Below are 25,855 nucleotides of genomic sequence, written 5' to 3' on the forward strand. Positions count from 1 at the left end.
GCGCCTCTACCCCTGGGCCGCCTCGTGCGTCACGCGCGTCACCGTGGGCGGCCGGGGCTGGAGTTCGCCGTCCAGGAACAGGTCGACCCGCTCGTTGTAGAAGGCGACCAGCCCGGCGATCGGCGAGAGCTGACGGGTCGGGAAGTCGTACGCCCACACCAGGTCGTCGTGGACACCGGCGGGCGTCTCGACCGACCAGTAGCCGCTGGTCCTCCCCTTGTACGGGCAGGCGGTCACCGTGTCCGTGGGCAGCAGGAGCGTGAAGTCGACGTTCAGACGGTCGAGGTAGTACCGCGTGGGCAGGCCCGTCTCGAACACCATGACCGAGGAGTCCGCCTCCGCCAGGACGACCCCGTCGAGTTCGACACGGATCTCACGGCCGGAGCGCAGGGCGTCCACGCGGGTGTACGGGCTCCTCGGGTGGACAAAGACCTGCTCGTCCTCCTCGTACCACGCGTCGAGCGTCTCCCACCGGAACCTGACCGTCCCCTCCAGGCCCTCGGACGCCCCCTCCGCCCACAGCCACCCCGCGTCGGGCACGACGGTGTCCGCCGCCTTCAGCGCCTGACGCCGCGCGGGTCCGGGGGCCAGCTTGAGGACGCGGTCCTCGTCCACCAGCTCGCAGTCGATCAGGTCGTCGACCGGGACCGAGTACTGCGGATAGCCGGGCCACTCCCACACGTACCGCGCCCGCAGGGTGTCCACCACCGCGCGTCCGCCGAGAAAGCCTCGGATGCGGCGGGGAACCGGCTCGACGTGGCCCGCCGGTGTGATCATTCTGGGCTGGTTCGGCACTGGTTCCGTCATGATCCCCATTGTCCACCGGCGCCTGCCCGCCCGCATCCAGGCCCGGCCGCCCACAGACCGGCCGGCACTCGCCCCACCCGCCGGGGAGCCGGGCGGATGGGGCGAGCGGGCCTTGACCGTCAGGCCGTGTGCAGCGTCAAGCCGTACCGGCTCAGCACCGGATTGATCGGCTGGTAGAACGACTGGCCACCGGAGGTGCAGTTGCCCGAACCGCCCGAGGTGATGCCCTGGGCCTGGTCGCCGCTGATGTACGAGCCTCCCGAGTCACCGCCCTCGACGCAGACGCTCGTCCCGGTCATCGCGTACACCGCGCCCTGGCTGTAGTTGACGGTGATGTTCTTGCCCTGGATGACACCGCAGCGCCAGTGCGTCGTGGAACCCGAGCGGCAGATCGACGCGCCGACGGGCGCCTCGTTGGAGCCGCGGACCAGCTGGTCGGAGACCGTGCCCCAGCCGAGGACGACCGGGACGGTCCACCAGCCGCTGCCGACGTTCACCCAGGCGTAGTCGTTGCCGGGGAAGGTCGATCCCTGGAAGTTGCCGATGTACGAGCGGTCCCAGCCGTAGACCGCGGCGCCCGTGCCCCCGCAGTGACCCGCGGTCACGAACCCGCCGTACACCGAGAAGCCGATGGAACAGCGCACGTTGCCCGTGTAGTACGGGTCGCCGCCCACCGTGCCCGCGGCGGTCGTACGCGGCGCCTCGGTGGTCTCGGCGACCGTGACGGGCCCGGTCTTGAGTGCCTTGGCGACGAAGGCGCGGACATCGTTGTCGTCCTTGCGCTCCGCGACCACGTTGACCACGACCTGGTTGGTCCTGGGGTCGACCTGCCAGCTGCTGACGCCGGCCGGCGCGGTGAGCTTGTCGATCCGCTTCTTCGCCGCGTCGAGCTGGCGCTCGCTGTGGCGCACCAGTTGGACGGCCGCACCGGTGGCCCGTACGGCGGCGGCCTTCTCGTCACCGGCGAGGGCGACGGTCAGGGTGCCGCTGGCGGGGTCGAACCAGGAGCCTCCGTAGGAGGATCCCGCCACGCGCTGTGCCTTCGTGTCGACCGCTGTCGCCGTCTTCTCGGCGGCGAGGCGGGCCGTGGCCTGTTCCTTCGTCAGCCCGAGGTCTTTCTGGAGGGCGGTGAGCAGACCCGCGGAGGCCGGTGCCTCGGCGGCGGTGGCCGCGGGGGCGGCGGTGGCCGGGGCGAACCCGGCCGTGGACAAGGCGCCGACCAGGAGGAGTGCGGACAGGCCGGTACGTATGACTGTGCTGCGTCTCAAGGGAAGTGGCCCTTCTGTGTTCCAGTGACGTGGGGGTGGAACAGCAGGCGCCTGAGAGCGCTCTCAGGCGTGCCAGCCGGAGCCTAACGGAGGTTCATGGGCAGGTCCATGCCAAGCACCGGACTCCCGTCGGACTCCCCCGGTCCTCACTCCGCTCCGCTCACTCCCCGGCGTGCGGGCGCAGCGGGTCGACCGAGCGCAGGGACCCGTTCGCCAGCGTCACGATCGCACCGCCCGTCCGCATCGGGGCCACCCCCTCCTGCATCCCCGAGGTGCTCGTCCCCATCGCGGCCGTCTGCCACCGTTTGGCGCCCGTCCGCAGGTCGAGGGCGACCAACCGCCCGCTGTAGCTGGACAGGTAGAGCGCGCCCTCCCGCTCCGACGCCATGGGCGGCCCCAGCAGGTCCACGCCGGTCTCCCGGCTCCACACCCGGTCGCCGGTGTCCGGATCGACCGCCGTGACCCGCCCGGTCTGCTGGACGAACACCACAAGGCCGCCCACCGCCGAGGGCCTGCCGTCCGGGCGCGAGGCCAGCTCGACCGTCCGCCGGTCGCCCGTACGGACATCGACCTTCACGAGCGCGGAGTACGACATCCCCGGCCCGCCGTCCGGCACGAGGACGTGAAGCGCGCCGCCCACGATCCCGAGCGCGTGGACAGCTCCCTTCACCTGGGCCACCTCCTCCGGCGTGCCCTTCTCGGGGTCGAGCCGCAGCAGCGTCGTCCGCCGGCCGTCGGGATCCGTCGTGCACACGGCGTACGGTACGGCGCCGGACACGAGCGGCACACACTCCGCCCCCTCGGGCAACGGCGTCGACCACCGCCGCTCACCGGTCGCGGCGTCGCGCGCCACCAGCGCACCGCCGGAGAAGGAGTCGCGGAACAGCACCGCGCCACCGAAGAACACCGCCGGGTGGTTGGCCACCCGCTTCGTCCAGAGGGGTTTCCCGGACTCCCTGTCCAGGACGACCAGGTCAGCCCGCAGCCCGTCCCCCGAAGCCGGACCGACCACCAGCACCTGGCCGGAGCGTACGTCGATCGCGCTCGGCGTCCCCACGTCCGTGTACGGGACCCGCCAGACGACCTTTCCCGAGGCGGCGTCGACGCGGGCCGCGGAGAAGCCGTCCCCCCAGCAGTAGACGGCGAGTTCGTACGCCCGGCAGCCCTCGACGGCGGCGAAGGGGCCGTTCCCGTTCGAGCTCGGCAGCGTCAGGTACCACGGTTTCCATCCCGCGGGCAGAGCCGCCTCCTGCAGGAGCGAGGGGACGGAGGTCGCCGGGGGCGCCGGGCGGCCACCGGCCGGTGCCGGGTCGTCCCCGGAGCCGTTGGTCAGCAGCGCCGCCCCGGCGCCGAGGCCGGCCACGGTGAACGCGGCCGCGGCGGCGAGCGAGACGCGGCGCCGGAAGGACCGGCCCGGCCGCGATTCGGCGCCGGCCGCGGGGGCCGGGCCGACCGTCGGGGTGGAGTCGGTTGTGGGCGTCGGGTCGGTCATGGCTGTGGGGTTGGCCGTGGAAGCCGGACCGGTCGTCGGCGTCGGACCGGCCGTCGGCGGGGGGTCGGTCGTCGGCGTCGGGTCGGCCGTCGGCGCGGGGTCGGCTGCGGGCCTGGGGTCGACCGTGGCCCGGGCGATGTCGCCCGCCGCGGGGACCGGTTCGGCCGGCACGTCCCACTCGCCGTCCTCGGGCAACTCCTCCAGCATCTTGGCCAGTTCGCCCAGGCCCGGCCGCCCCGCCGGCTCCTTCGCCAGGCACCGTTCCACGATCCGGCGCAGCGGCTGCGCCACACCGTCCAGGAGGGGCTGTTCGTGCACCACCCGGTACATCGTGAGGTACGGGTTCTCGTCGTCGAAGGGCCCCCGCCCGGTGGCCGCGTACATGAGCAGCGCGCCGAGCGAGAAGACATCCGAGGCGGCGGTCACCTCACGGGGGCGGTTCAGCTGCTCCGGCGACATGAACGGCGGTGTGCCCAGGACCCGTCCGGTGGTGGTGTACGACTGGTGGTCGGCCGCCCGGGAGATGCCGAAGTCGATGACCCGGGGCCCGTCCCGTGCCATCAGCACGTTCGCCGGTTTGAGGTCGCGGTGCACCACGTCGGCGCGGTGGATGTCGTCGAGCGCCTCCACCAGCCCCAGGGCCAGCCGCCGTAACTCCCCGGGCGGCAGCGGGCCTTCCCCGCCCACCCGGTGCGACAGGGTGGGCCCCGGCATGTAGAGCGTGGCCATCCAGGGCTGTACGGCATCGGGATCGGCGTCCACCACCGACGCGGTGAACGCGCCGCTGACCCGTCTGGCGGCGGCCACCTCCTGCTTGAACCGGGTCCTGAACTCGTCGTCCCCGGCCAATTGGGCATGGACCACCTTGACCGCCACCCGCATGCCGGAGGCCGAACTCGCCAAATAAACCACGCCCATGCCCCCGGAGCCGAGCCGGTCCAGCAGCCGGTAGCCGCCGACCGACTCCGGATCCACCGCGCTCAGCGGCACCCGCCCACGTCCTTCCCCCACCCACCGCGGCGTCGCTGTCAGCCGTCACCTGGGCAGCAGTCTGCCGGGCCACGCGATCTCCGTCACGCGGACAGCCACTTTTCCCTGCGGGTTTCTCAGGAGCCGACCGGCTCCCGCCCTCCGTTCACCGAGTCGGAATCGCCCCGACTCTTGACAGAAACGGCGGCGGATTACAGCCTATGGCAACGTTGTCAGGCGAACTGAGCCAGGTCGCCTGCTCCTGCGGGCCCACCTGGAATGGACGTCTTGCACATGTCGAATCAGTCGCCACACCCCTCCCGTCGGTCTGTCGTCGCCACGGGATCGACCCTGCTCGCCGGTCTCGGCCTCGGGGTCGCGCTGCCCGGCACCAGCCGCGCCGCCACGACCACGGCCGGGGGTACGGCGGCCGCGCGCGGTGAACTCGCCGCCTACCGCCCGGTCGCGGTGTCCTCCACCGACTACGCGCCCACCCCGGCCGAGTTCGTCGTGGACAAGCTCAACTCCGGCGGCGTACGGGGCACCGGCTGGCGCGCGGCGGCGGGCGACCCGCAGTGGATATCCGTCGACCTCCAGGCGGACTGCTCGGTGGACTCCATCTCCCTCACGTTCGAGGCGACGTCGGAGGACCCGGTGTTCGTGCCGCCCACGAGCGGCAACCCGCGCACCGACACCACCGGCCAGGAGATCCTTTCCAGTTACGCGGTCGACTTCGTGGTCGAGACGTCCCGGGACCACCGCACGTGGACCGCCGTCCACCGCACGACCTCGGGCAAGGGCGGGCTCGTGGAGATCAAGCCGGCCAGGCCGGTGATCGCGCGGTGGGTACGGCTCACCGTGAGCAAGCGCTCCAACGCCAACCCGCTGGGCCTCAACGGCTTCGAGGTGTACGGCACGCCCAAGGACCACCGCCCCGCCGCCACCGGCTGGACCGACTGGGGCACCCACACCCACAGGGCCCCGGCGCTCGACGTGGCCGACGACGGCACCGTACCGCTGGAGTCGGGGTGGACCCTGACCATGGACGACTGGGCCGGCGGCGAGGGCGCCGACCTGTCCCGTACGACGGTGGACACGAGCCGCTGGCTGCCCGCGACGGTTCCCGGCACCGTCCTGGCGACGCTGGTCGACCAGGGTCATCTGCCCGACCCGGTGGCCGGCTTGAACAACCTCCACGTCCCGGAGGCCCTGTCCCGCCACTCCTGGTGGTACCGGCGCGGCTTCAGCCTGCCGAAGGGGCTGCGCACCGGCGCGGGGCGCCACGTCTGGCTGGAGTTCGACGGCGTCAACCACAAGGCGGACGTCTGGCTCAACGGCAAACAGGTCGGCGGGCTGACCTTCCCCTTCGCCCGCTCCGCGCACGACGTGACGGATCTGCTGGTACGCGGCGAGCAGGCGCTGGCCGTGAAGATCTCGCCGATGCCCTTCCCCGGCAGCCCCGGTGACAAGGGTCCGGCCGGCGAGTCCTGGGTGGACGCCGGCGCCAACATGATGAACCGCAACTCGCCCACGTACCTGGCCTCCTCGGGCTGGGACTGGATGCCGGCGGTCCGTGACCGCGTCTCCGGCATCTGGAACCACGTACGGCTGCGCTCGACCGGCCACGCGGTCATCGGCGACCCCCGGGTGGACACCAAGCTGCCGAACCTGCCCGACACGAGCAGCGCCGACGTGACGATCGTCGTCCCCGTCCGCAACGCCGACTCCGCGGACCGGCAGGTGACCGTCACCGCCTCGTTCGACGGCGTGAAGGTCTCCCGGAGCGTCACGGTGGCCGCCGGCGCCACGGCCGATGTCACCTTCGCCCCGGCCGACCACAGCCAGCTGCGCCTGCGCAACCCGAAGTTGTGGTGGCCCAACGGCTACGGGGAGCCGAACCTGCACGACCTGACCCTGGTCGCGTCCGTCGGGGGCGCGGAGAGCGACCGGCGCGCCACCCGCTTCGGCATCCGCCAGTTCGGCTACGAGTTCGACGTGAAGCTGCCCTTCACCGGCGGCAGCGACGCGTACACGCAGTCCGTGGACCTGGGCAGCCGCAAGGCCCAGTACGTACGGATCAAGTGTCTGACGCGCGCCACCAGTTGGGGCTCGTCGCTGTGGACCCTGTCGGTCTTCGACAGCAGCGTGCCCGGCACGGACCTGGCCAAGGGGAGGACGGCCACCGCCTCCTCCGTGGACGACTCGGGGAACCCGGCCTCCCACGCCACCGACGGTGACCCGGCGACCCGCTGGTCCTCGTCGTTCGAGGACGACCAGTGGATCCAGGTCGACCTGGGCGCGTCCGTCTCCTTCGACCGCGTGGACCTCACCTGGGAGCAGGCGTACGCGAAGACGTACGTCGTGCAGATCTCCGCCGACGGAGACACGTGGACGGACGCGAAGTCCGTCGACAACTCGGCCGTACCGCTGCCGTTCCAGAGCGGCAACGCGAGCCTCCAGACGGTGGACTTCGCCGCCAGGACCGGCCGTTACGTCCGGATCAGCGGCGGGGCCCGCGCGACCAGCTGGGGTTCCTCGCTGTGGACGCTGTCGGTGATCGACACCGCCACGCCCGGCACGGATCTCGCGCTGCACAGGACGGCGACCGCGTCGTCGGAGGACGGCTCCAACAAGGCCGCCAACGCCACCGACGGCAACCCCGGCTCCCGCTGGTCCTCGGCCTACGAGGACAACCAGTGGATCCAGGTCGACCTGGGCTCGTCCGTCTCCTTCGACCGCGTGGTCATCGTGTGGGAGGCGGCCTACCCCAAGACGTACACGATCCAGGTCTCCGACAACGGCGACACCTGGACGGACATCACGTCCCTCGACAACACACCGGACCCGCTGAAGATCAGTGTGAACGGGGTTCGGGTCTTCTGCCGGGGCGGCAACTGGGGCTGGGACGAGCTGCTGCGCCGGATGCCCGCCGCCCGGATGGACGCGGCGGTCCGGATGCACCGCGACATGAACTTCACGATGATCCGCAACTGGGTGGGGTCGGTCAACCGCGAGGAGTTCTTCGCCAGTTGTGACGAGCACGGGCTGCTCGTCTGGAACGACTTCCCCAACGCCTGGGCGATGGACCCGCCGGACCACGACGCGTTCAACAGCCTGGCGCGGGACACCGTCCTGCGCTACCGCATCCACCCCAGCGTGGTGGTCTGGTGCGGCGCCAACGAGGGCAACCCGCCCGCCGCGATCGACAACGGGATGCGGGACGCGGTCGAGTCCACGGCGCCGGGCATCTTCTACCAGAACAACTCGGCGGGCGGCATCGTCACCGGCGGCGGCCCGTACGGCTGGGTCGAGCACGAGCGCTACTTCTCGCCGTCCACGTACGGCAGCGGCAGTTTCGGTTTCCACACCGAGATCGGCATGCCCGTGGTGTCGACCGCGGAGAGCACGCGCAACCTCGTCGGCGACGAGCCCGAGTGGCCGATCGGCGGTGCGTGGTACTACCACGACTGGAGCACGCGGGGGAATCAGGCGCCGCAGAACTACCAGGCCGCCATCGAGGCGCGCCTCGACACGGCCCGTGACCTGGACGACTTCGCGCGCAAGGCGCAGTTCGTCAACTACGAGAACACCCGCGCCATGTTCGAGGCGTGGAACGCCAACCTGTGGAAGGACGCCAGCGGCCTGATGCTGTGGATGTCCCACCCGGCGTGGCACAGCACGGTGTGGCAGACGTACGACTACGACTTCGACGTCAACGGCACCTACTACGGGGCGCGGGCGGCGTGCGAGGCCGTGCACGTCCAGGCCGATCCGCGGAGCTGGCAGGTCATCGCCGTCAACCACACGCCCGAGGCGCTGAAGGGCGCGACGGTCTCGGCGCGTTGCTTCGACCTGTCGGGACGGCAGCTCGGCGCGACCCGCAAGGTGCGGGTGGACGTCGCCTCGTCGACCACGACGGACGCGTTCACCGCCGACTGGACGAAGGACCAGCCGGACTTCCACCTCCTGCGGCTGCGCCTGGAGGACAGCAGGGGCAGGACCCTGTCGGAGAACACGTACTGGCGCTACCGCGAGGCCGCCGACATGAAGGCGCTCAACCGCGCGAAGTCCGTCAAGGTCTCCGCCGACCTCGGCCGGGTGACGAAGGCCGGTGGGCGCCGCGAACTGACGGCGACCGTCCACAACCGTGGTTCGGCGGTGGCGGCGATGGTACGGCTCTCGCTCCTGGACGCCACCAGCGGCGAACGGGTGCTGCCCACGCTGTACAGCGAGAACTACGTGTGGCTGCTGCCCGGTGAGTCCCGGAGCGTCACGCTCTCCTGGCCCGCCGAGGCACTGCCGTCGGGCCGGCCCGCCCTGCGGACCGAGGGGTACAACGCGGCGCGCTCGGTGGCGCGCGCCTGACGCTGACCGGGCAGCGAGGGCCGGGGGTGAATGCGGCCCCCCGGCCCTCGCGTTCGGTCCGGGTCGTCCAGGCGCCGTGGGTCAGGCGCCCGTGCCCGCCGTGAACACACCGATCGTCGGCACCGACGCCTTGCCGGTGTCGGTCGCACCGCCCCCGGTCCAGGCGACCTTCAGCGCGTCCTTCTCGTCGGGCGGGGTGATGAGCACCGCCACCGGGGTGACCGTCGTGACCCCGGTGATCTCGGGGTTGCCGAAGGTCATGGGCGCCCAGGCGCTCCGGCCGGGGGCGAGCTTGACGAGTGTGCCGGTCACACTGGCGCGCTCGGGGTCCACCGAGACGTGCTGTCCCGCCTTGTTCAGGAAGGCGAGCCCGGGAAAGCCGTCGACGGTGCAGGTGTGGCCGGAGGTGTTGGTCAGGACGAGGGCGAAGTTCTCCTGGCCGGCTCCCGGGTTGTCGGGGCCGACGGACGCCTTGACGTCCGGGGTGTGGCAGCGTCCGCCGCCCGCCGACGTGCTCGTGCCACCACTGTGGGTGGGTGAGCCGGACGTCCCGCCGCTCTTCGTGGGCGAACGGGTGGAAGCAGTGCCGGACGCCGTCGTGTCCGGGTCGGGCGCCGCCGTACCCGACGGGTCGCCGCCCACCGGGACGGCCGGTCCGCCGACGGTGTGCGGGGCCGAGGCGGCCGGATCGTCCTTGCCCCCGCAGCCCGTCAGCAGCGCGGCGACCGCGACCACCAGGGCGCCGCCCGCCGCGAGCCGTGTGCCCCGCCCGTGCCGGGCGGGCGCGGACCGGGGTCGTACGGGGAACGTCTCCTCGTTCTCGGTCATGTCTGCCGTCACTCCTTCTCCGTACGAGGTCCTTCCGGACCGTCATCCCCGCACCACACGGCGCCCGGGGCCCGTGCGGCCCAAAGCTGTGGTGCGCTACACCCCGGTTCGATGACGGGCCCGGCGTAAAAGTTCACGCCTGTTCCCGGAAACTTCCGGCGGCCCCGCGCCGGGTCTCAGCCCGAGACCCGCAGGCTGCGCAGGATCCGGTCGGTCGGGTCGTCGCCCGCGCCCCGTCTGATCTGGACGTACGCCTGCGGGGTGCCGTCCCGTACCGGTGTGAGCGCGATCTCCTCCAGCGACCGCCCGGCCGTACCGCAGGAGGACCAGGTCCGTACGCGACCGTGCCAGGAGGCGTTCGAGAACGTACGGCTGCCGTCGTACCGGCAGGCCCGGTGGCTGATCGTGCCGACGCGGCCCGCCAGGTCCCGGGCGGCGCCGATCCCCACGAACACACCGCTGACCTCCGCGCCGAGGTCGGGCCAGCGTCCCACATCACGGGCGACGGTCAGCCCGGGAGCGTGGTGGTCCGGCAGTCCGAGCGTCCTGGGTGTCCATCCTGACCCGGCCAGCCGCCCGGCCCAGGCGGTGGGCACGTCCACCTGGATACGGCCGGTGGCGTCGCTCACGCGCTCCACGGCGGGGGCCGGGGAATCGGTCTGCCACCGTACGGCGGCGACCGTGCCGAGCGCGACGACGGCCAGGGTGGCCACGGCGGCGAGCAGCCGTCTCGGTACCCGGGCCGCTTTCCGCCCGGCCGCGTAGCCGTCCGCCTGTCCGGCGAGCCGTTCCAGTTCGAGCGCGAACGCCACCGCCGTCGGCCACCGCCGCTCGCGGTCGCTCTCCAGGGCTCGGAGGACGGCCCGCCGGACCGCCGGAGCCGGCCCGTCCGGCGGCACGATCTTCCCCGCCGGGCCCGGGACCACGCCGGTCAGCAGGTGGTAGAGCAGCGCCCCCAGGCTGTAGACGTCGGCGCGCGCGTCGATGCCGTCGCTCTGGTCCAGCTGTTCGGGCGCGGCATAACCCGCCGATCCGACGGTCAGGGTCAGCCCGGAGGCCTGCGCCAGGCTCTTGGCGAGGCCGAGGTCCGCGACCAGCACCCGCTCCCCGCCGTCCGGGGCGGTCGCGACCAGCACGTTCGACGGTTTGATGTCCCGGTGTACGGCGCCGGCGCGGTGCAGCGCCGCCACTCCCCTGGCGGCCGCGGCGGTGAGCCGCAGCGCCTCCGCCACCGGCAGCGGCCCGGCGGCGAGGCGGTCCTCCAGCGTGCCCCGGTCCGCGTACTCCATGACGAAGTACGGCCGGTCCTCCGAGTGCTCACCGATGTCGAAGACCTGGACGAGTCCGTCGGAGGCGGCGCGGCGCAGCAGTCGTGCCTCCGACAGGAACCGCTCCCGGATGTCGAGCCGGTACGCCCAGTTCTCCGCCATGACCTTGATGGCCACGGGCGCCTGGAGCCGGTCGTCGTGGGCCAGCCACACGACGCCGAAGGCACCCGTGCCCAGGCGTCGCTCGACGCGGTAGCGACCGATCCACTGAGGTGAAGACATGTGATTATCATGCCTGGGTGATTTCACTCTGCACGCATACCCCATGACCTGGGCACCGGACACCGAGGCTCTGGCGGCGCGCGCCGCGGCCGGTGACCAGGCGGCCCTGGACCAGCTCCTCCGGGAGATCTGGCCGGAGGCGGTCCGGCGGTGCGGCCGGTTCCTGCTCTTCCGGGAGGACGCCGAGGAGGCCGCGCAGGACGTACTGCTCCAGGTCTCACGCCACATCCACCGCTTCGAGGGCCGCAGCCGGTTCAGTACGTGGCTCTACACGGTGGTGGCCAACTGTGCCCGGCAGAAGTACCGCGAGCTGAAGCGCCGGGCCGGCGAGATGCCTCTGTCCGCCGAGGTGACCGGCCGCGCGGATCCCCGGACGACCAGTGTGATCGCCGGGTCCCGCGTGGACCTGCTGGAGGCGCTGGAACGGCTCGAACGGGACAGCCCGCACCTGGTGGAGCCGCTCGTCTACCGCGACATCTGTCAGATGGAGTACGCGGAGATCGTGGAGCGGATGGGCATCCCGCTGGGCACGGTGAAGTCACGCCTGCACCACGCCCGCCGCCAGGTCAGACCGTGGCTGGCGGAGAACTCCTGATCCGGCGGGTGGGCGACGGTACACCGCCGCCCATCCGCCGGCGTCCTACACCGTGTCCCGGTTCCGCGAGAGGCCGAAGCCCAGCGCCCGGATGTTCTCCAGCCGGCCGTACGGGCTCCGCGCCGTCCCCTGGTCGCGGGTGAGGCTGGTGAATCCGCTCCGGATGCCGAAGAGCCCGGCCAGGACCGCCTCCGTGACGGCGACCGCCGCGTTGCTCTCCCGGTTGGACACCCCCCGTTCCGCCACGCGGTAGCTCCCGTCGGGCGTCACCTCCATGGCCTGCCCCCACAAGCCCCCCGACGTGGTGCGATGGGCACGCCGCAGCATGGCCGCCGCCGTCTCCGGGCGGCCCAGGCGGCACAGCCCGTACGCGGTCGCCCCGGGCCACGCCGCGAAGGCGCCGGCCGCGCCGTGGTCGGGCCGGTCGGAGAGCGGGGCGATCGGGTCCTCGGGATCGAGGGCGCGCATCCAGTCACCGTCGACCAGGTGGCCGGTGACGAACCGGACCATCTCCTCGCGCTGTTCCGCCGTGAGGTCCTCGGACATGTCGGCCGCCACCAGCGCGAAGTCGAGGCAGTGGCCGATGGGTTCCGACCCGTCCGGGTGCGAGACCGCCCACCTCCCGTCCCCGGCGTACTGCTTCAGCACCGCCGCCGACAGCTGTCCCGCCTCGGCCTCCGCCGCCTCGGCCTCGTCCCGCTCCCCCATGAACCGCAGGAGCGTGGCGAGCGACCGCATCATGCCGACGTACCCGGCGTTCAACGACACCACCGCGTGGCGGTAGTTGGGCACACACTCCAGCAACTCCCAGGCGTCGTCGCCGAAATCGACGAGCACCCCGGAGCCGAAGGAGGCGCGCCGCCCCCTCGGCCGGTAGGCCATCGCGCGCAGGTGGTCAAGTACCGTACGCCCGCCGGTGACTTCGCCGAGCAGCGTGAGATCCCCGGTGACGCCCACATAGGACTGGACGGACCGGAACAGCGCGTGGTCGTTGGCCGCGTAGTGGTTCCCGACCGGGAGCAGGTTCCGGGTGTCGAAGGAATGGCAGCTGTCGTACGGCTGGCCGAGCGCGGCCAGCAGCCAGGCCCGTACGCCCTCCGGCTCCAGCAGGGCGGCGGTCCTTCCCCACTCGGACTGGTCCCAGAAGAACGTCGTGGTCGCCCCCAGCCGGGGCCCGCCCGTCAGGAACACCGGCCCGGGGCGGCCGGACCGGGTGTTGCGCAGGTAGACCGCGAGAAGGGCGCCGGTGTAGTACGTCCTGGCCAGGTCCGGGTCCGCCTCGGACAGTGTCGGCAGGTGGCCGGAGAACTCGTCGTTGCCCGGTTCGAAGGCGCTCCGCCAGGTACGGCGCCAGCGGTCCGCGACCGCGTCGAAGGACGGGTCGAAGGACGCGGCGGCGGTCGAGGCGGCCTCCCGCGTTTCGGCGGCCGATTCCCCGATGTCGAGCACCCAGCCGATGACAACGTTGTCCCCTGGGCCGATGGTGAGGTCCCACCGGGCCACGGCCCGCGCCCCGTCCGCCTCCAGGGCCGTGGGCGGAACGGAGAAGGCGTACGACGACACCGCCGAGCTGCCGCTGTCCTCCACGGTCACCCCGCCGTCCCGTACCCGCGCCGTCCACCGCTGACCGTCCCACCACGGGTCGGTCCTGGCCACCACCCCGCCGTCCAGGGACAGTTCGGCGGCCTCGGCGTCGACCCGTACCGCCACGGTGTGCCAGGTCTCCGGGAGCAGGGGCTTCGCCGCCGTCACCCGCTCGCCGCCGATGGTCAGTGACAACCGCCCGTCGTCCAGGGCGACTTGCAGCGAGTCGGGGTGGTTGCCGTGGGTGAGGATCACCCCGGTACGGTCCGTGCCCCCGGGGCCGTCCAGCCTCACCTGGAAGTGGAGTGTGTCCCCCTCCTCGATCTCCACCGCGCCGAGATACCGGTCGGTGCCGGGCCGGATGTCGTGGCGGGCGCCCGGCTGACCCAGCGGCACCGGCGTCCCGCCGGCGCGCGTCAACGCGACCTCCCGCAGCGCGCAGGTGGCTCCGGGGGCCCGGACGCGGCCGGAGTCCGGTGTGCTGTGGTCGGGGAGTTCCGACTCCAGCAGCATCGGCGCGGAGTCCTCGTCCCGCTGGATGCCGGGGATCCGGGGGCTGCCGATACGGATCCGGCGCGCGCCCACCGGCAGCAGCTGCACCTGGCGGGGGCGGGGCGCGGTCACCTCGGAGCGCAGCCGCTCGGTGGCGTAGAAGTCGTGGTGGTGACCGGCGTTCCAGGGGCAGCCGTACAACCAGCCCCAGTCCACGTCCGACCGGGCGAACATGGCGAGCAGTTCCTGCTCGACGGTCACCGTCCGGGTCCGCGTGGAGGTGTTGCGCAGTGTCAACCGCCAGAGGACACGGCTGCGTTCGTAACCCATCCGTACGCCGGTGTGGACCGTCAGCCCCTCACCGGCGCCCTCCCGCTCCACGCCCCACGGGGACCAGCGCAGCCGCCGGGCGGGCAGGGGCGTCCCGTCGATCCGCAGGACGCCGGTGTGGTAGCCGCCGCTGTACGGGGGGAAGGCGAGCCAGGACAGGGAGGTCAGGTCGTCGTTCACATGCCCCTGGCCCGCCTGGTTGCGCAGCGAGGGGAGGTGGGCCAGGTCCGCCCGGTCCGTCCAGGGTCCGGCGAGCGCGTCGAGGGCCGGGACCCCGTCGGTCGTCAGGGTCGCTTGGCGGCTGGTCATTTGGAGGCTCCCGACATCAGGCCGTGGATGAACTCCCGCTGGCTGACCAGATATCCCACCAGGGGGATGATCGCCGCGAGGAACATGATCCCGAACAGCTGGCTGTAGTCCGTCGAATAGGCACCGAGGGACACGTAGATTCCGGTGGTGATGGTCTGGCCCTGGAGCGGGCCGAGGATGAACTGCGGGTTGAGGAAGTCGTTCCACACCCACAGCCCCAGGAAGATAGCGACGGTGGCGGTGGCCGGCCTGACGACCGGGAAGATGATCTTCCACCAGATCCGCAGGTCACCCGCGCCGTCGACGCGGGCGGCCTCGATGATCTCGCGGGGGATCGTGCGGAGGAATCCCACGTACACGAAGACCGCGAAGGAGAGATAGCCGCCGCCGACGTTGGAGAGGATGAGGCCCGGGTAGCTGTGCGCCAGGCCGATCCACTGGAGCATGATGACGACCGGCAGCAGGACGACCTGCGGCGGGACCATCAGGCCCAGCGCGAAGAGCGCGAGCAGCAGGGACTTGATCCGCGGGGACCGTTCGGAGATGTAGAAGCCGACCAGCGAGCCGAGCGGGACGAGGACCAGCACGCTCACCACGGTCACCAGGACCGAGTTGAGCAGTCCGGCCTGCACCAAGTGGTCCGGGCGGCGCAGCGCGTTGAGGATGTTGTCGAAGGTGAACGGCGACGGCGGCGCGGCCGGGTTGGACAGGATCTGGTCCTGGTGCTTGAACGCGCTGACGAACGCGATGTACACGGGCAGGATGAACGCCAGGGTGACGAGCCACGCCGCGGTGGCGCGCCCGGCCAGGCGGGACAGGCGGAGGAATCCGGGGAGAGTCACAGGTCCGCTTCCCTCTTCCGCAGGACGTGGGTGGCCGAGTAGGAGACCAGGGCGGTCAGGACGAGCAGGACCATGGCGATGGACGAGGCGTAGCCGAACCTGTTGTCCGTGAAGGCCGCGGTCACCAGGTAGTACGCGGTCGACTGGGTGGCGTTCGCCGGCCCGCCGCTGGTCAGCACGGCGATGACGTCGTACAGCTTCAGTGTGGTGATCAGGCAGAGCACCACACTGATCGTCATGCCGGGCGCGATCATGGGGAGGGTGACGTGCCGGAAGCGGCCGAAGAACCCGGCGCCGTCGACGCGGGCCGCCTCGTACAGCTCGGCGGGCACCGACTGGAGGGACGCGGTGTACACGACGGTGGCGAAGGCGATGGTGATCCAGCTGACGACGACGCAGATCGAGAACGTGGCGAGCCCCGAGCTGCCCAGCCAGGCGACCGGTTCCTCGACCAGGCCCACCTTGACCAGGAGGACGTTGAGCAGTCCGTTCTGCGTGAGGATGCTGCGCCAGATGAAGGCGACGATGACCCCGGAGAGGACCTGGGGAATGAAGATGAGGGTGCGCATCACGCGGTAGTTCGCGGTCGACTTGTTGAGGAGCATCGCGAGCAGCAGGCCGACCGTGTTGGCGACGACGGTGACGGAGACGACGACGATGCCGGTGAAGAACAGGCTGTGCAGGAACAGGTCGTCGGAGAAGAGGTCGGTGTAGTTGGCGAGGCCGACGAAGTCACTTTTCCCCTGGAGCGGGCTTTTGTCCGTGAAACTCCAGAACAGACTCTGGAACAGCGGGAAGAGGAGAAACATGGCGTAGAGAGCGACGGCTATCCACGCGAGGGGCGCGAGACCGAGACTCCGGCCGCCGCGGGGCGTGCGACTTGGCACTGCGGGAGATCCTTTCCTGGTTCCTCACACAGTCGGTCAGTTGGCGGCTTTGTCCCAGGCCGCGTCGAAGGCGGCCAGCTGTCCCTTCACGTCGGAGTCGGTGAACAGCTTCTGCGCCATGGCGTTGAACTGGTCGACGAGACCGGCGGGAAGAGCGTCGTCGTTGTTGACCTCACCGAAGGCGCTGACCTTGCGGGCGCCGCCGGTCACGTACGCGTAGGCCTCGGTGTAGACCGGGGTGACCTTCGCGCCGAAGGAGTCGAAGGGCACGTCCTTCAGCATGGGGAAGGCGCCGTCGGTCTCGATCAGTGTCTTCAGATTGGTCCGGGACAGCGACCAGGCCTTCGCGAAGTCCATCGCCTTGGGGACGTCGGCGGACTTGGCGCTGACGGAGGTCGTACCGCCGGTGGTGAAGGGAACGACCGCGCCGCCACCGGCACTCGGCAGCAGGAACGTGCCGAAGTCCGCCGCGCCGGCGGGCGGGATGAGGCCGATGAGCCAGCTGCCCATCGGGTACATCGCGGACTTCCCGGCGAGGAACTGGGTATTGGCGTCGTTGTAGTTCACGCCGAGCGCGCCCTTGTCGAAGCCTCCCGCGGTGACGAGCTCACGGTATTTGCTCACCGCGGCCACCACGTCGGCGTCCGTGAACTTCACCGTGCCCGCGTACCGGTCCTTGACCCAGTCGGGGTTCTCGCCCAGCACATCGGCGGTGATGAGTCCCGACAGCGGGTAGGCCGCCGCCCAGGGCTCGGCACCGGCCATCTGGAGCGGGGTGACCCCGGCCTTCCCGAGCGTCCTGACGACGGTCATGAACTGGTCCCAGGTGGTCGGGACCTCCAGGTGGTGGGCCGCGAAGATCTTCTTGTTGTAGAAGATCATGGGGATGATCTGCGCGTTGGTGGGCGGGATGTAGCTCCTGCCCTTGATCGCGTTGCCGTCGGGGTCCGTGAAGTGGTCGTCCAGCCACGTCCGGTCGTACGGCTGGAGGAGGCCGGCGCCGATGAAGTCGTTGGGTGTGATGGAGGAGAGGACGTCGGGGAACTGCCCCGAGGCCTGGAGCTGCTTGGCGTACTTGGCCGTGAGCGACAGCGCGGCGGCGAGTCCCACCGCGGTCGCGAACAGCGTGCGTGCGCGTTTCATTCTTTCTTTCTCCTTGACGAGTGGGCAGTTGGCGCGACCGGGCCCGGAACCGTTCGGTGGAACGGGGGGTCTTTGCACCCCTCGTCAGGGATGGATCGTGCACCCGACAGCGAGATAACGTTGTCTTGGAAGTACAGTATGTTTCCGCGACGTCAAGTCAACCCCTCCGGCGTCACGGACGGATCTCGGAGCGTCGGTCACTCCTCCGGCCGGCGCTTCGATGCGATCATGCTCGGACCTGAGCGAAAGGAAGCGCAGTGCCTCGTCCTGATGCCACGGGAAAGCGTGGCCCGTCCCGCCCCCGCAGACCGACCATGGTCGACGTCGCCCGGGAGGCGGAGGTCGCGCTGCGTACCGTGTCACGGGTGGTGAACGGCGACGCGACGGTCGGTGAGGCGCTGGCTCTGCGCGTACGCCGGGCGATCGAGACGCTCGGCTACCAACCGGACGAGCGGGCACGGCAGTTGCGCAGTGGGCGTACGGGCACGATCGGGGCGGCCGTACGGCACATCGCGGAAGCACACCCCGTCCTGCGGGCCATCGAGGCGACCGCGCGCGGTGTGGGTCTGAACGTCGTCGCGATGTCCACGGACGACGACGAGGTACGTGAGCGGGAGGCCGTGCTCTCCATGTGCGGGCGCCGCATGGACGGCATCATCCTGGAGCCGATCGCCGACGGCCACCAGTACCTCCAGCCCGAGATCGACTCCGGGCTCGCCGTCGTGGCGTTCGACCGGCCCGCGACGGGAGTCTCGGTCGACACCGTCCTCACGGACAACCGCGCGGGCATCCGGATGGCCTTCGAGCACCTCGTCCGCCACGGCCACCGCAGGATCGGCTACATCGGCGACGACGAGCGGGTGTACACGGGCCACGAACGCGCCGCGGCGTTCCGCGACTGCCTGAGCGGGATCGGCGAGCCCCTGGACGGCATGGCACATCCGGGCCCGGTCGAGCAGGACCGTATCGCGGCGGCCCTGGCGCGCCTGCTCGGCGGTACGGCGCCCGCGACGGCCCTCATCACCGGCAACTACTCGACCACCCTCGGGGTCATCCGCGCCCTCGGCGCCGACCTGGGCAGCGTGGCGCTGGTGGGCTTCGACAACTTCTCCCTGGCCGACCTCCTGCGCCCGGGCCTGACGGTGATCGCCCAGGGGGACGAGGAGATAGGGCGTACGGCGATCGAACTGTTCCGGACACGCCTGTCGGACCCGGCGCAACCGATCCGCACGATCACGATCCCGCCCACGCTGATCGCGCGCGGCTCGGGCGAGAGCCCCGCCTGAGGCGGGGGCGCCGGGGGGCCCGCGCCGGAGGCGGGAGGTGGGCGACCCGGCGCCGGAAACGTACGGCGGAGGTCGCGCCGTGGCGGGCCGTCAGGAGACAGGGACGGGGCCCAGCGCCTGGTAGTAGTCGCCCACCTCCGACAGGTACGCCACGTCCGTCGTCTCGCTGTCCCTGGCGAAGCGGGGTGCTCCCTTGATCTCCTCCCGGGCCCGGCCGACGATCACCCGCCGGGTCTCGGAGTCGATGCCGGTGATGAGGCCCGCGGGGATCAGGAGGCTGGTGCCGAACACCCACATGCCCGTGTCGACGACCAGGTGCCGCATGCCGTCGTGGTCCGTCTGCCGCTCCACCTGTCCGACGACCCCGTCGGTCGCCTCCACCTCGTAGCCCACCAGGGACCGGTCCTCCCCGTAGCCGCAGTCCGCCGCGTATGCCCAGATGTTGTCCATGTCCGTCTCGCCCCTCGTCGTGTCCAGGCCCGATTCCGCTGCCATCGCGTGACCGACACGTACCCCGCTCACCGGCGATCATGAGCAGATTCACCCCGATGCCGAGCACGGATTCCCGCCGCGCCCCCGGAAACGGCGGCCCTGGGCCGACGACTCCGGTGAACGGGCCGGGCGCCCCGGCCGTAATGGACAGCACACTGTTACGCGCAGGGCCCCCGGGCCCGCCGAGGGAGTCCGTCCTGATGATCCGTCACCGCACCTCCGCAACGGCCGCCTTCGCCGGCGCCGTCACGTTCCTGCTGGCGGGTTCGACGCTGCTGGCCGCGGGTCCCGCGTACGCGCACGGCGCGCCGACCGATCCGGTGAGCCGGGTCGCCGCGTGCGGCCTGGCGTCGGAGGGGCTCACCGGCTCGCCCGCGTGCCGGGCTGCGGTCGCCGCCAACGGCGGCCAGGCGCTGGGCAGTTGGGACAACCTGCGGGTCGCGGATGTCGGTGGCAGGGACCGGCAGGTCATTCCGGACGGGAAGCTGTGCAGCGCGGGCCTCGCCGCGTACGCCGGACTCGACCTGCCCCGCTCCGACTGGCCCGCCACCACGCTGGTCCCGGGGGCCGGGTTCACCCTCACCTACCGGTCCTCCATCCCGCACGAGGGCACGTTCAGCCTCTATCTCACCCGACAGGGCTACTCCCCCACCACCCCGCTGACGTGGGACGACCTGGATCCCGAGCCGTTCCTCACCGCGAAGGACCCGGCGCTGGAAAACGGGGCCTACCGCATCCCGGCCCGCCTTCCGGGCGGCCGGACCGGCCGGCACGTGTTGTACACGGTCTGGCGCAATTCCAGCACCCCGGACACGTACTACTCGTGCTCCGACGTCGTCTTCCCCGGCAGGAGCGCGGGGCAGGCCAGGGCCGCTGCCCCGGCCACCCGCCCCGCCTCACCGCCGGCCCGGACCCCGGCCCCGGCCCCCGCGCCGAAGCGGACCCCGAAGCCCGCGGCCGCCGCCTCCCCGGCCCCCTCCCCGACGCCGTCCTCCCCCTCCCCCGTACCGGCGTCCACGGCGGCCGATCCCGGGAACGCCTCCCCCGTGGCGGACACGGGCTCCCCGCTCACGCCGACCACCGCCTCGCTCGCCGGGGCCGCCGCGCTGGCCGCGGCGGCCATGGGCGCCTTCCTCCTGCGCCGCCGCCGCACGGCCGCCGCCGGACGCCCGCCCCGCAGGCACCGCCGCTGACACGCCGGCACCCGCCACCCACACGCCGAGGCCGACCCCCGTCGGCCTCGGCGTCTCCGTGCCGCCCCGACGTGCCGCCCCGCCGTACCGCCCCGATACGCCCGCCCGAAGGCATTCGCGCGCTCCCGGCCTGTCGTCCTGTACCCGCCAGGTAAACGACAGGAAACTTTACTAACCAACACCTTGTCGAGGTCATGACCACGCGGCTAACTTCCCCACAACCCCCCAACCCCGGAGGCCCGATGCCCCGCAGTCGCCGTGCGAGATGCGCAGCAGCCCTCTCCGCCACCGCCGTCCTCACCACCTGCGTGTGGACCGGACTCACCCCGGCCGCCGGTGCCGCCGCGGGACCGGCCGTCCCCTTCGGCAGCCACTCCTTCGCCTACGCGGCCGGCACCCTCGCGCCCAGCGGCGGCCAGGCCGCCGCGGACCGCGCCGTCGTCGACTTCTACGCGAAGTGGAAGGCGAACTTCGTCAAGCAGAACTGCGGCAACGGCTGGTACGAGGTGTACGCGGCCGACGCCGACCACCCCTACGTCGCCGAGGCCCAGGGCTACGGCCTGGTCATCACGGCCCTGATGGCGGGCGCCGACGCCGACGCCAAGAAGATCTTCGACGGCATCCTCACATACGTCCTGGCCCACCCCTCCGTGAACAACCCCGACCTCCACGCGGCGGAACAGGACGCGGGGTGCCGGAGTGTCAACGGGAGCGACTCCGCCACCGACGGCGACCTGGACATCGCGTACGGACTGCTCCTCGCGCACAAGCAGTGGGGCAGCACGGGCACGTACGACTACCAGAGCCTGGCGACACGCCGGATCAACGCCGTCAAGGCGAGCGAACTGCACAGCGGCTCCAAGCTGATGAAGCTCGGCGACTGGTCCTCCGGCAGCTACGACCAGATCTCCCGCACCTCGGACTGGATCCCCGGCCACTTCAAGGCGTTCCGCAAGGCCACCGGCGACACCACCTGGGACGCGGTCCTGACCAGGACGCAGTCGGTGATCGGCAGCCTCCAGTCCGGGTACGCGTCCACCACCGGGCTGCTGCCGGACTTCGTCGTCAACACCACGAGCACACCGAAGCCGGCGTCCGGCGAGGTCCTGGAGGACGCGCACGACGGCGACTACAACTGGAACGCCTGCCGGGACCCCTGGCGTCTGGGCACCGACGCGGTCGTCAACAACGACAGCGCGTCCCGCACGGCCGTCCGCAAGATGAACTCCTGGATCAAGACCAAGGCCGCCGACGACCCGGCCAAGATCCGCGACGGCTACAAGCTCAACGGCACCAGCTTCGGCACCGGCAACGAGCCCGCGTTCTTCGCCCCCTTCGCGGTCGCGGCCATGACCGACCCCGCCAGTCAGGCATGGCTGGACGCGCTGTGGAAGAAGATGCTCGCCACCACGCCCAGCAGCACCGACTACTACTCCACCAGTGTGCAGTTGCAGTCGATGCTCGTCGTCACCCACAACTACTGGACTCCCTGACCAGCCGTCGGATTCCGTCCGGCGCGCACCCCCCACCTGAGGAGAACCCGCGACATGACATCCCCGTACCCCAGCATGCTCCGGCGCCGGCCCCGCCTCCTGGCGGCGACCGCGGCCCTGTCCCTGGCGGCCACCGCCGCACTCGCCGCGGCCACGACCGCGACCGCGACCGCCGACGCCGGTTCGGGTGCGCCCGCCGCCAAGGCCGCGGCGGCCGTGCCCGTCGGGCTCAACGCCCCGTACCTGTACCTCGGTTGGGGCAGTCCCCAGAGCGCCACGTCGGTCATGAGCGCGACCGGTGTCAAGCAGTTCACGATGGCGTTCATCCTCTCCGACGGCGGCTGCAACCCCAAGTGGGACGGGAGCCGTGCGCTGACGGGCGGCAACGACCAGTCCACGATCAACGCCATACGCGCCGCCGGGGGCGATGTGACGGTCTCGATCGGCGGCTGGTCCGGCAACAAACTCGGCGAGAAGTGTGCGTCCGCCACCGCCCTCGCCGGGGCGTACCAGAAGACCATCGACGCCCTGAAGCTGAAGTCGATCGACATCGACATCGAGGACACCGAGTTCACCAACGCCACGGTCCGGGAGCGGGTGGTGGACGCCCTGAAGATCATCAAGACCAACAACCCCGGGGTGACCGTGTACGTCACCTTCGGCACCACCCGGACGGGCCCGGACGCGACCGGGCTCGACCTGATCAAGCGGGGGGCGAACAACAAACTGGACATCGAGGGCTGGGCGGTCATGCCGTTCGACTTCGACGAGGGCACCATCGACATGGTGGCCGCCACCAAGGGCGCCGTGGACGGCCTGAAGAACGCCGTGGCCTCTGCGTACGGCCTCTCCTCCGACGCCGCGTACCGCAAGGTCGGCTTCTCCTCGATGAACGGCAAGTCGGACGTGCCCGGCGAGACCGTGTCCGTGGCCAACTTCAAGTCGATGGTGAGCTACGCGACCAGCAAGCACCTGTCCCGGGTGAGCTTCTGGGCCGTCAACCGGGACCGCGCCTGTGGTGGCTCCACCACGGACGCGGGTTCGGACTGCAGCGGTGTCAGCCAGAGCGCGCTGGACTTCACCAAGGCGCTGGCCGCGTACACCGGTTAGTCGCACCGCGAGTCGCTTCGCACGACGGGAGCGGCGCGGTACGGGGCTCCGCCCGTCCCGCGCCGCTCCCGTGGTTCACCTCCGCGGCACGTCGTTCGACGAGGCGAGAGTGGTACGCAGCCGGTACCGCTCGCCGCTGTACTCGACCGTCGAGGCCAGCAGCGGCCGCTGGTCCGGCGCGTGGATCGTCTGGTCCAGGACCAGCACGGGCGCCCCCGGCTCGATCTCCAGCCGGTCCGCCAGCTCCTTGTCGGCGCTGCGCGCCTCGATCGTGGCCATCGACCTGCTCAGCTCGATCCCCTGGGCGCGCAGCGCCTCGAACAGGGACGCGGAGCCGAAGTCGGCGGTGGTGAGGGCGGGGACGAGGTCGGCGGCGATGATGGTGCGGTCCACCGCGATCCGTACGTCGTTCAGGAGCCGTACCCGCTCCAGGTGCAGGAGGGGCGTGCCGGCGGGGACTCCGAGGCGGTCCGCCTCGTCGAGCGAGGCCGCCTCCACCGTCTGCCGCAGGACGAGCGAGCTGGGCCGCATGTGCTTGCGGTGCGCCGTGGTGGTGAACGACTCCAGGTCGTTGGGCCACTCCCGTACGGCCACCGGCTGCGCGACGAACCAGCCACGGCCGTGCGACGCGGTCAGGATCCCCTGGTCCACCAGGTGCGACAGCGCCTTGCGCAGGGTCACCCGCGAGATGTCCAGCTGAGCGCAGAGCTCCCGCTCGGGTGGCAGCTTCGCGCCGGCGGTCAGCTCCTGGCTCTCGATCTGGTCGAGAATCGCGTCGGAAGCCTGTGACCACAGCGGGTCGGAGCTGCGTTCGCGCCGTGGTGCGCGAATCGAGAAGGCGTCGACGCCCATCGGTGAACCTCCAGCAATCACCAGGAACATACCACTATTGACCACTTGCCTTCCACTACATACCTTGTGCGGGGACCGCCGCACGGCGGACGGCCCCGCGGCGGCGGAAACGCGGCAGGACACGCGCGGCAGGACACTCACCGAGGAAAGGCGCGGTGCTCACAGGTGCTCTCCAGGGATGACCCACGCACCGGACCGACGGTCCTGGTCAATCACCTCGGGTACGGCCTCGGCGGCGCCCCGGCCGTCGTGCTCGCCCTGCCCGGCGGAGCCGCCCCGCCCACGGTGGAGCTGCTGGCGGAGGACGGCTCGGCGCCGCCCCGCCCGCTCGCCCCCGGCCCGGTCGAGGCCGTCCCCGGATGGACCGCCGGGCCCTTCGCCCGGGTCGCACTGCCACCGGACCTCCCGCCCGGCCGCTACGCGGTACGGGTCGTGGGGAGCGACGGACGCGTCACCGTGTCGGAGCCGTTCGAACGCGCCGCGGACCGCCTCCAGCGCGCGACGATGTCCGACGTGCTCAGCTACTTCAAGGGCATGCGGTCGAGCGGCGAGATCGACCGCAAGGACCGGCGGGCCGCCCTGTGGGGCGACACCACCGGGCGGCGCGTCGACGCCCGGGGCGGCTGGCTCGACGCGAGCGGCGACACCAGCAAGTTCCTCAGCCACCTCACGTACACCCGCACCATGAGCCCGCAGCAGATCCCGCTCTGCGCCTGGGCCATGCTCGCCGCCCGTGACGTCATCACCGCCCACCACCCCGCCCTGGTCAGGTCGTTGAGCACCCGCCTGCGCGACGAGGCCCTGTGGGGAGCCGACTTCCTGGTTCGTTTCCGGGCGCCCGAGGGCTACTTCTACACGGGCGTCTTCGACGCCCTGACCAAGCGGCTGGAGGAGCGGGTGGTGACGGCCCCGCTCGCCGAGTGTGTCCGTACCGACCGCTACCAGGCCGCCTACCGGCAGGGCGGCGGCCTCGCCGTCGCCGCGCTGGCCCGCGCCTCGCGCGCGGACGACGAGGGCGAGTTCTCGCGGGAGACGTACTTCGGCGCCGCGCTCGACGGCTTCACCCACCTGGAGAAGCACAACCTGGAGTATCTGGACGACGGTACGGAAAACGTGCTGGACGACTACACCGCCCTGCTCGCCGCCGCCGAGCTGGTCGCGGCCGGCGCCGGCCCCGGAGACGGGGCGCACGAGGCCGCGCGGCGCCGGGCGCGGTCGCTCCTGGACCGGTACGTACGGCCGGGCGACGGCCCCGGATGGTTCACCGCGGACGCCGAAGGGCGGCCCTTCTTCCACGCCGCCGAAGCGGGCCTGCCCGTTCTGGCCCTCCTGCGCTTCGCCGAGACCCTGCCCGGCGCTCCCGAGGCGGCCCCCGCCCGGGCTCTGGCGGTGGAGGCGATGCTCGACACCCTCGACCGTACGTACGCCGTGCCGAACCCGTTCGGCTACCCGCGCCAACGCGTACGGCCCCTCGGCGGCACCGACCGGGACGCGTTCTTCTTCCCGCACGCCAACGAGACCGGCTACTGGTGGCAGGGCGAGAACGCCACCATCGCCTCCCTGTCGGCGGCGGCCTCGGCCTGCGCCGCGGCCGGTGGCGTCACGGAGGAGCAGCGCCGCCGGCTGACCGGGTTCGCCGACGACCAGCTGGCCTGGATCACCGGCCGCAATCCGTTCGACGCCTCCATGCTCCAGGGCCGCGGCCGCAACACCATCGACTACGCGTCGGACTTCCCCAACCTGCCCGGCGGCATCGTCAACGGCGTCACGTCGGGCTGGAGCGACGAGAACGATCTCGCCTTCCGGCCTCCGGACGCGCCCGACGACGAGTCCTGGAGGTGGGCCGAACAGTGGATCCCGCACACGGGCTGGTTCCTGCTCGCCGTCGCGTACGCCCGCTGACCCTCGCCCGCTGCCACTCCGGCTGCCACTCTCCAGCTGATCGCCGCGGACGCCCGGCTCCACGAC

18 protein-coding genes are annotated in these 25,855 nt (G+C 71.6%); 7 read left to right on the forward strand and 11 right to left on the reverse strand.

Features of this window, described 5'->3' with window-relative positions:
* Positions 1 to 6: 6 nt before the first annotated feature.
* The 3 genes from OG349_RS01980 to OG349_RS01990 form a co-directional block, all read right to left on the reverse strand.
* Positions 7 to 807, reverse strand: a complete 801-nt coding sequence (locus OG349_RS01980) for a DUF427 domain-containing protein (protein WP_327232897.1) — start codon at positions 805 to 807, stop codon at positions 7 to 9.
* Between the two features lie 119 nt (positions 808 to 926).
* On the reverse strand, positions 927 to 2,075 hold the full coding sequence (locus OG349_RS01985; protein ID WP_327232898.1) for a S1 family peptidase: 1,149 nt from the start codon (positions 2,073 to 2,075) through the stop codon (positions 927 to 929).
* A gap of 160 nt (positions 2,076 to 2,235) precedes the next feature.
* Positions 2,236 to 4,557, reverse strand: coding sequence for a serine/threonine-protein kinase (locus OG349_RS01990; RefSeq protein ID WP_327232899.1), 2,322 nt, complete (start codon positions 4,555 to 4,557; stop codon positions 2,236 to 2,238).
* 273 nt (positions 4,558 to 4,830) lie between these two features.
* On the opposite strand from OG349_RS01990, the gene OG349_RS01995 reads away from it, so the two are divergent.
* The gene (locus tag OG349_RS01995) at positions 4,831 to 8,901 is read left to right on the forward strand and encodes a discoidin domain-containing protein (RefSeq protein ID WP_327232900.1); all 4,071 of its coding nucleotides are present in this window, start codon (positions 4,831 to 4,833) and stop codon (positions 8,899 to 8,901) included.
* A gap of 81 nt (positions 8,902 to 8,982) precedes the next feature.
* On the opposite strand, the gene OG349_RS02000 is transcribed toward OG349_RS01995, so the two are convergent.
* Both OG349_RS02000 and OG349_RS02005 read right to left on the reverse strand, forming a co-directional pair.
* Positions 8,983 to 9,729: a DUF4232 domain-containing protein gene (locus tag OG349_RS02000; RefSeq protein WP_327232901.1), complete on the reverse strand. Its 747-nt coding sequence runs from the start codon at positions 9,727 to 9,729 to the stop codon at positions 8,983 to 8,985.
* Between the two features lie 176 nt (positions 9,730 to 9,905).
* On the reverse strand, positions 9,906 to 11,279 hold the full coding sequence (locus tag OG349_RS02005) for a serine/threonine-protein kinase (RefSeq protein ID WP_327232902.1): 1,374 nt from the start codon (positions 11,277 to 11,279) through the stop codon (positions 9,906 to 9,908).
* A 43-nt stretch (positions 11,280 to 11,322) separates the two neighbouring features.
* Here OG349_RS02005 and OG349_RS02010 point away from each other — a divergent pair, with 43 nt between their 5' ends.
* Entirely contained in the window at positions 11,323 to 11,874 is a 552-nt protein-coding gene (locus OG349_RS02010; protein ID WP_327232903.1) for an RNA polymerase sigma factor, read from the forward strand.
* 45 nt (positions 11,875 to 11,919) lie between these two features.
* Here OG349_RS02010 and OG349_RS02015 read toward each other — a convergent pair whose 3' ends face one another.
* The 4 genes from OG349_RS02015 to OG349_RS02030 are packed head-to-tail and all read right to left on the reverse strand — an operon-like array spanning position 11,920 to position 17,461.
* Complete coding sequence (locus OG349_RS02015) at positions 11,920 to 14,589, reverse strand: laminin G domain-containing protein (RefSeq protein ID WP_327232904.1); 2,670 nt, start codon at positions 14,587 to 14,589, stop codon at positions 11,920 to 11,922.
* Complete coding sequence (locus tag OG349_RS02020) at positions 14,586 to 15,431, reverse strand: carbohydrate ABC transporter permease (protein WP_327232905.1); 846 nt, start codon at positions 15,429 to 15,431, stop codon at positions 14,586 to 14,588. The genes OG349_RS02015 and OG349_RS02020 overlap by 4 nt, the downstream gene beginning before the upstream one ends.
* Positions 15,428 to 16,318, reverse strand: a complete 891-nt coding sequence (locus tag OG349_RS02025) for a carbohydrate ABC transporter permease (RefSeq protein WP_327232906.1) — start codon at positions 16,316 to 16,318, stop codon at positions 15,428 to 15,430. The genes OG349_RS02020 and OG349_RS02025 overlap by 4 nt, the downstream gene beginning before the upstream one ends.
* Positions 16,319 to 16,354: 36 nt before the next feature.
* Positions 16,355 to 17,461 carry an extracellular solute-binding protein gene (locus OG349_RS02030; RefSeq protein ID WP_327232907.1) on the reverse strand — a complete coding sequence of 369 codons (1,107 nt, stop codon included), beginning with the start codon at positions 17,459 to 17,461 and terminating at the stop codon, positions 16,355 to 16,357.
* 257 nt (positions 17,462 to 17,718) lie between these two features.
* Between OG349_RS02030 and OG349_RS02035 the strand changes: the two genes are divergently transcribed.
* A complete protein-coding gene (locus OG349_RS02035) occupies positions 17,719 to 18,747 on the forward strand; it encodes a LacI family DNA-binding transcriptional regulator (RefSeq protein ID WP_327232908.1) in 1,029 nt (342 codons plus the stop codon).
* Positions 18,748 to 18,837: 90 nt separating this feature from the next.
* Here OG349_RS02035 and OG349_RS02040 read toward each other — a convergent pair whose 3' ends face one another.
* Positions 18,838 to 19,242, reverse strand: coding sequence for a PRC-barrel domain containing protein (locus OG349_RS02040; RefSeq protein WP_327232909.1), 405 nt, complete (start codon positions 19,240 to 19,242; stop codon positions 18,838 to 18,840).
* Positions 19,243 to 19,439: 197 nt separating this feature from the next.
* On the opposite strand from OG349_RS02040, the gene OG349_RS02045 reads away from it, so the two are divergent.
* From OG349_RS02045 to OG349_RS02055, 3 genes are all read left to right on the forward strand, one after another.
* The gene (locus OG349_RS02045) at positions 19,440 to 20,432 is read left to right on the forward strand and encodes a lytic polysaccharide monooxygenase auxiliary activity family 9 protein (protein ID WP_327232910.1); all 993 of its coding nucleotides are present in this window, start codon (positions 19,440 to 19,442) and stop codon (positions 20,430 to 20,432) included.
* A gap of 242 nt (positions 20,433 to 20,674) precedes the next feature.
* Complete coding sequence (locus tag OG349_RS02050; RefSeq protein WP_327232911.1) at positions 20,675 to 21,925, forward strand: glycosyl hydrolase family 8; 1,251 nt, start codon at positions 20,675 to 20,677, stop codon at positions 21,923 to 21,925.
* Positions 21,926 to 21,979: 54 nt separating this feature from the next.
* Positions 21,980 to 23,035 carry a chitinase gene (locus OG349_RS02055; RefSeq protein ID WP_327232912.1) on the forward strand — a complete coding sequence of 352 codons (1,056 nt, stop codon included), beginning with the start codon at positions 21,980 to 21,982 and terminating at the stop codon, positions 23,033 to 23,035.
* A 75-nt stretch (positions 23,036 to 23,110) separates the two neighbouring features.
* On the opposite strand, the gene OG349_RS02060 is transcribed toward OG349_RS02055, so the two are convergent.
* Positions 23,111 to 23,887, reverse strand: a complete 777-nt coding sequence (locus OG349_RS02060; RefSeq protein WP_327232913.1) for a GntR family transcriptional regulator — start codon at positions 23,885 to 23,887, stop codon at positions 23,111 to 23,113.
* Between the two features lie 165 nt (positions 23,888 to 24,052).
* Between OG349_RS02060 and OG349_RS02065 the strand changes: the two genes are divergently transcribed.
* Positions 24,053 to 25,789, forward strand: coding sequence for a glycoside hydrolase family 9 protein (locus tag OG349_RS02065; protein WP_327232914.1), 1,737 nt, complete (start codon positions 24,053 to 24,055; stop codon positions 25,787 to 25,789).
* The last annotated feature ends 66 nt before the right edge of the window (positions 25,790 to 25,855 follow it).

The organism is Streptomyces sp. NBC_01317 (assembly GCF_035961655.1).
Classification (GTDB): domain Bacteria; phylum Actinomycetota; class Actinomycetes; order Streptomycetales; family Streptomycetaceae; genus Streptomyces.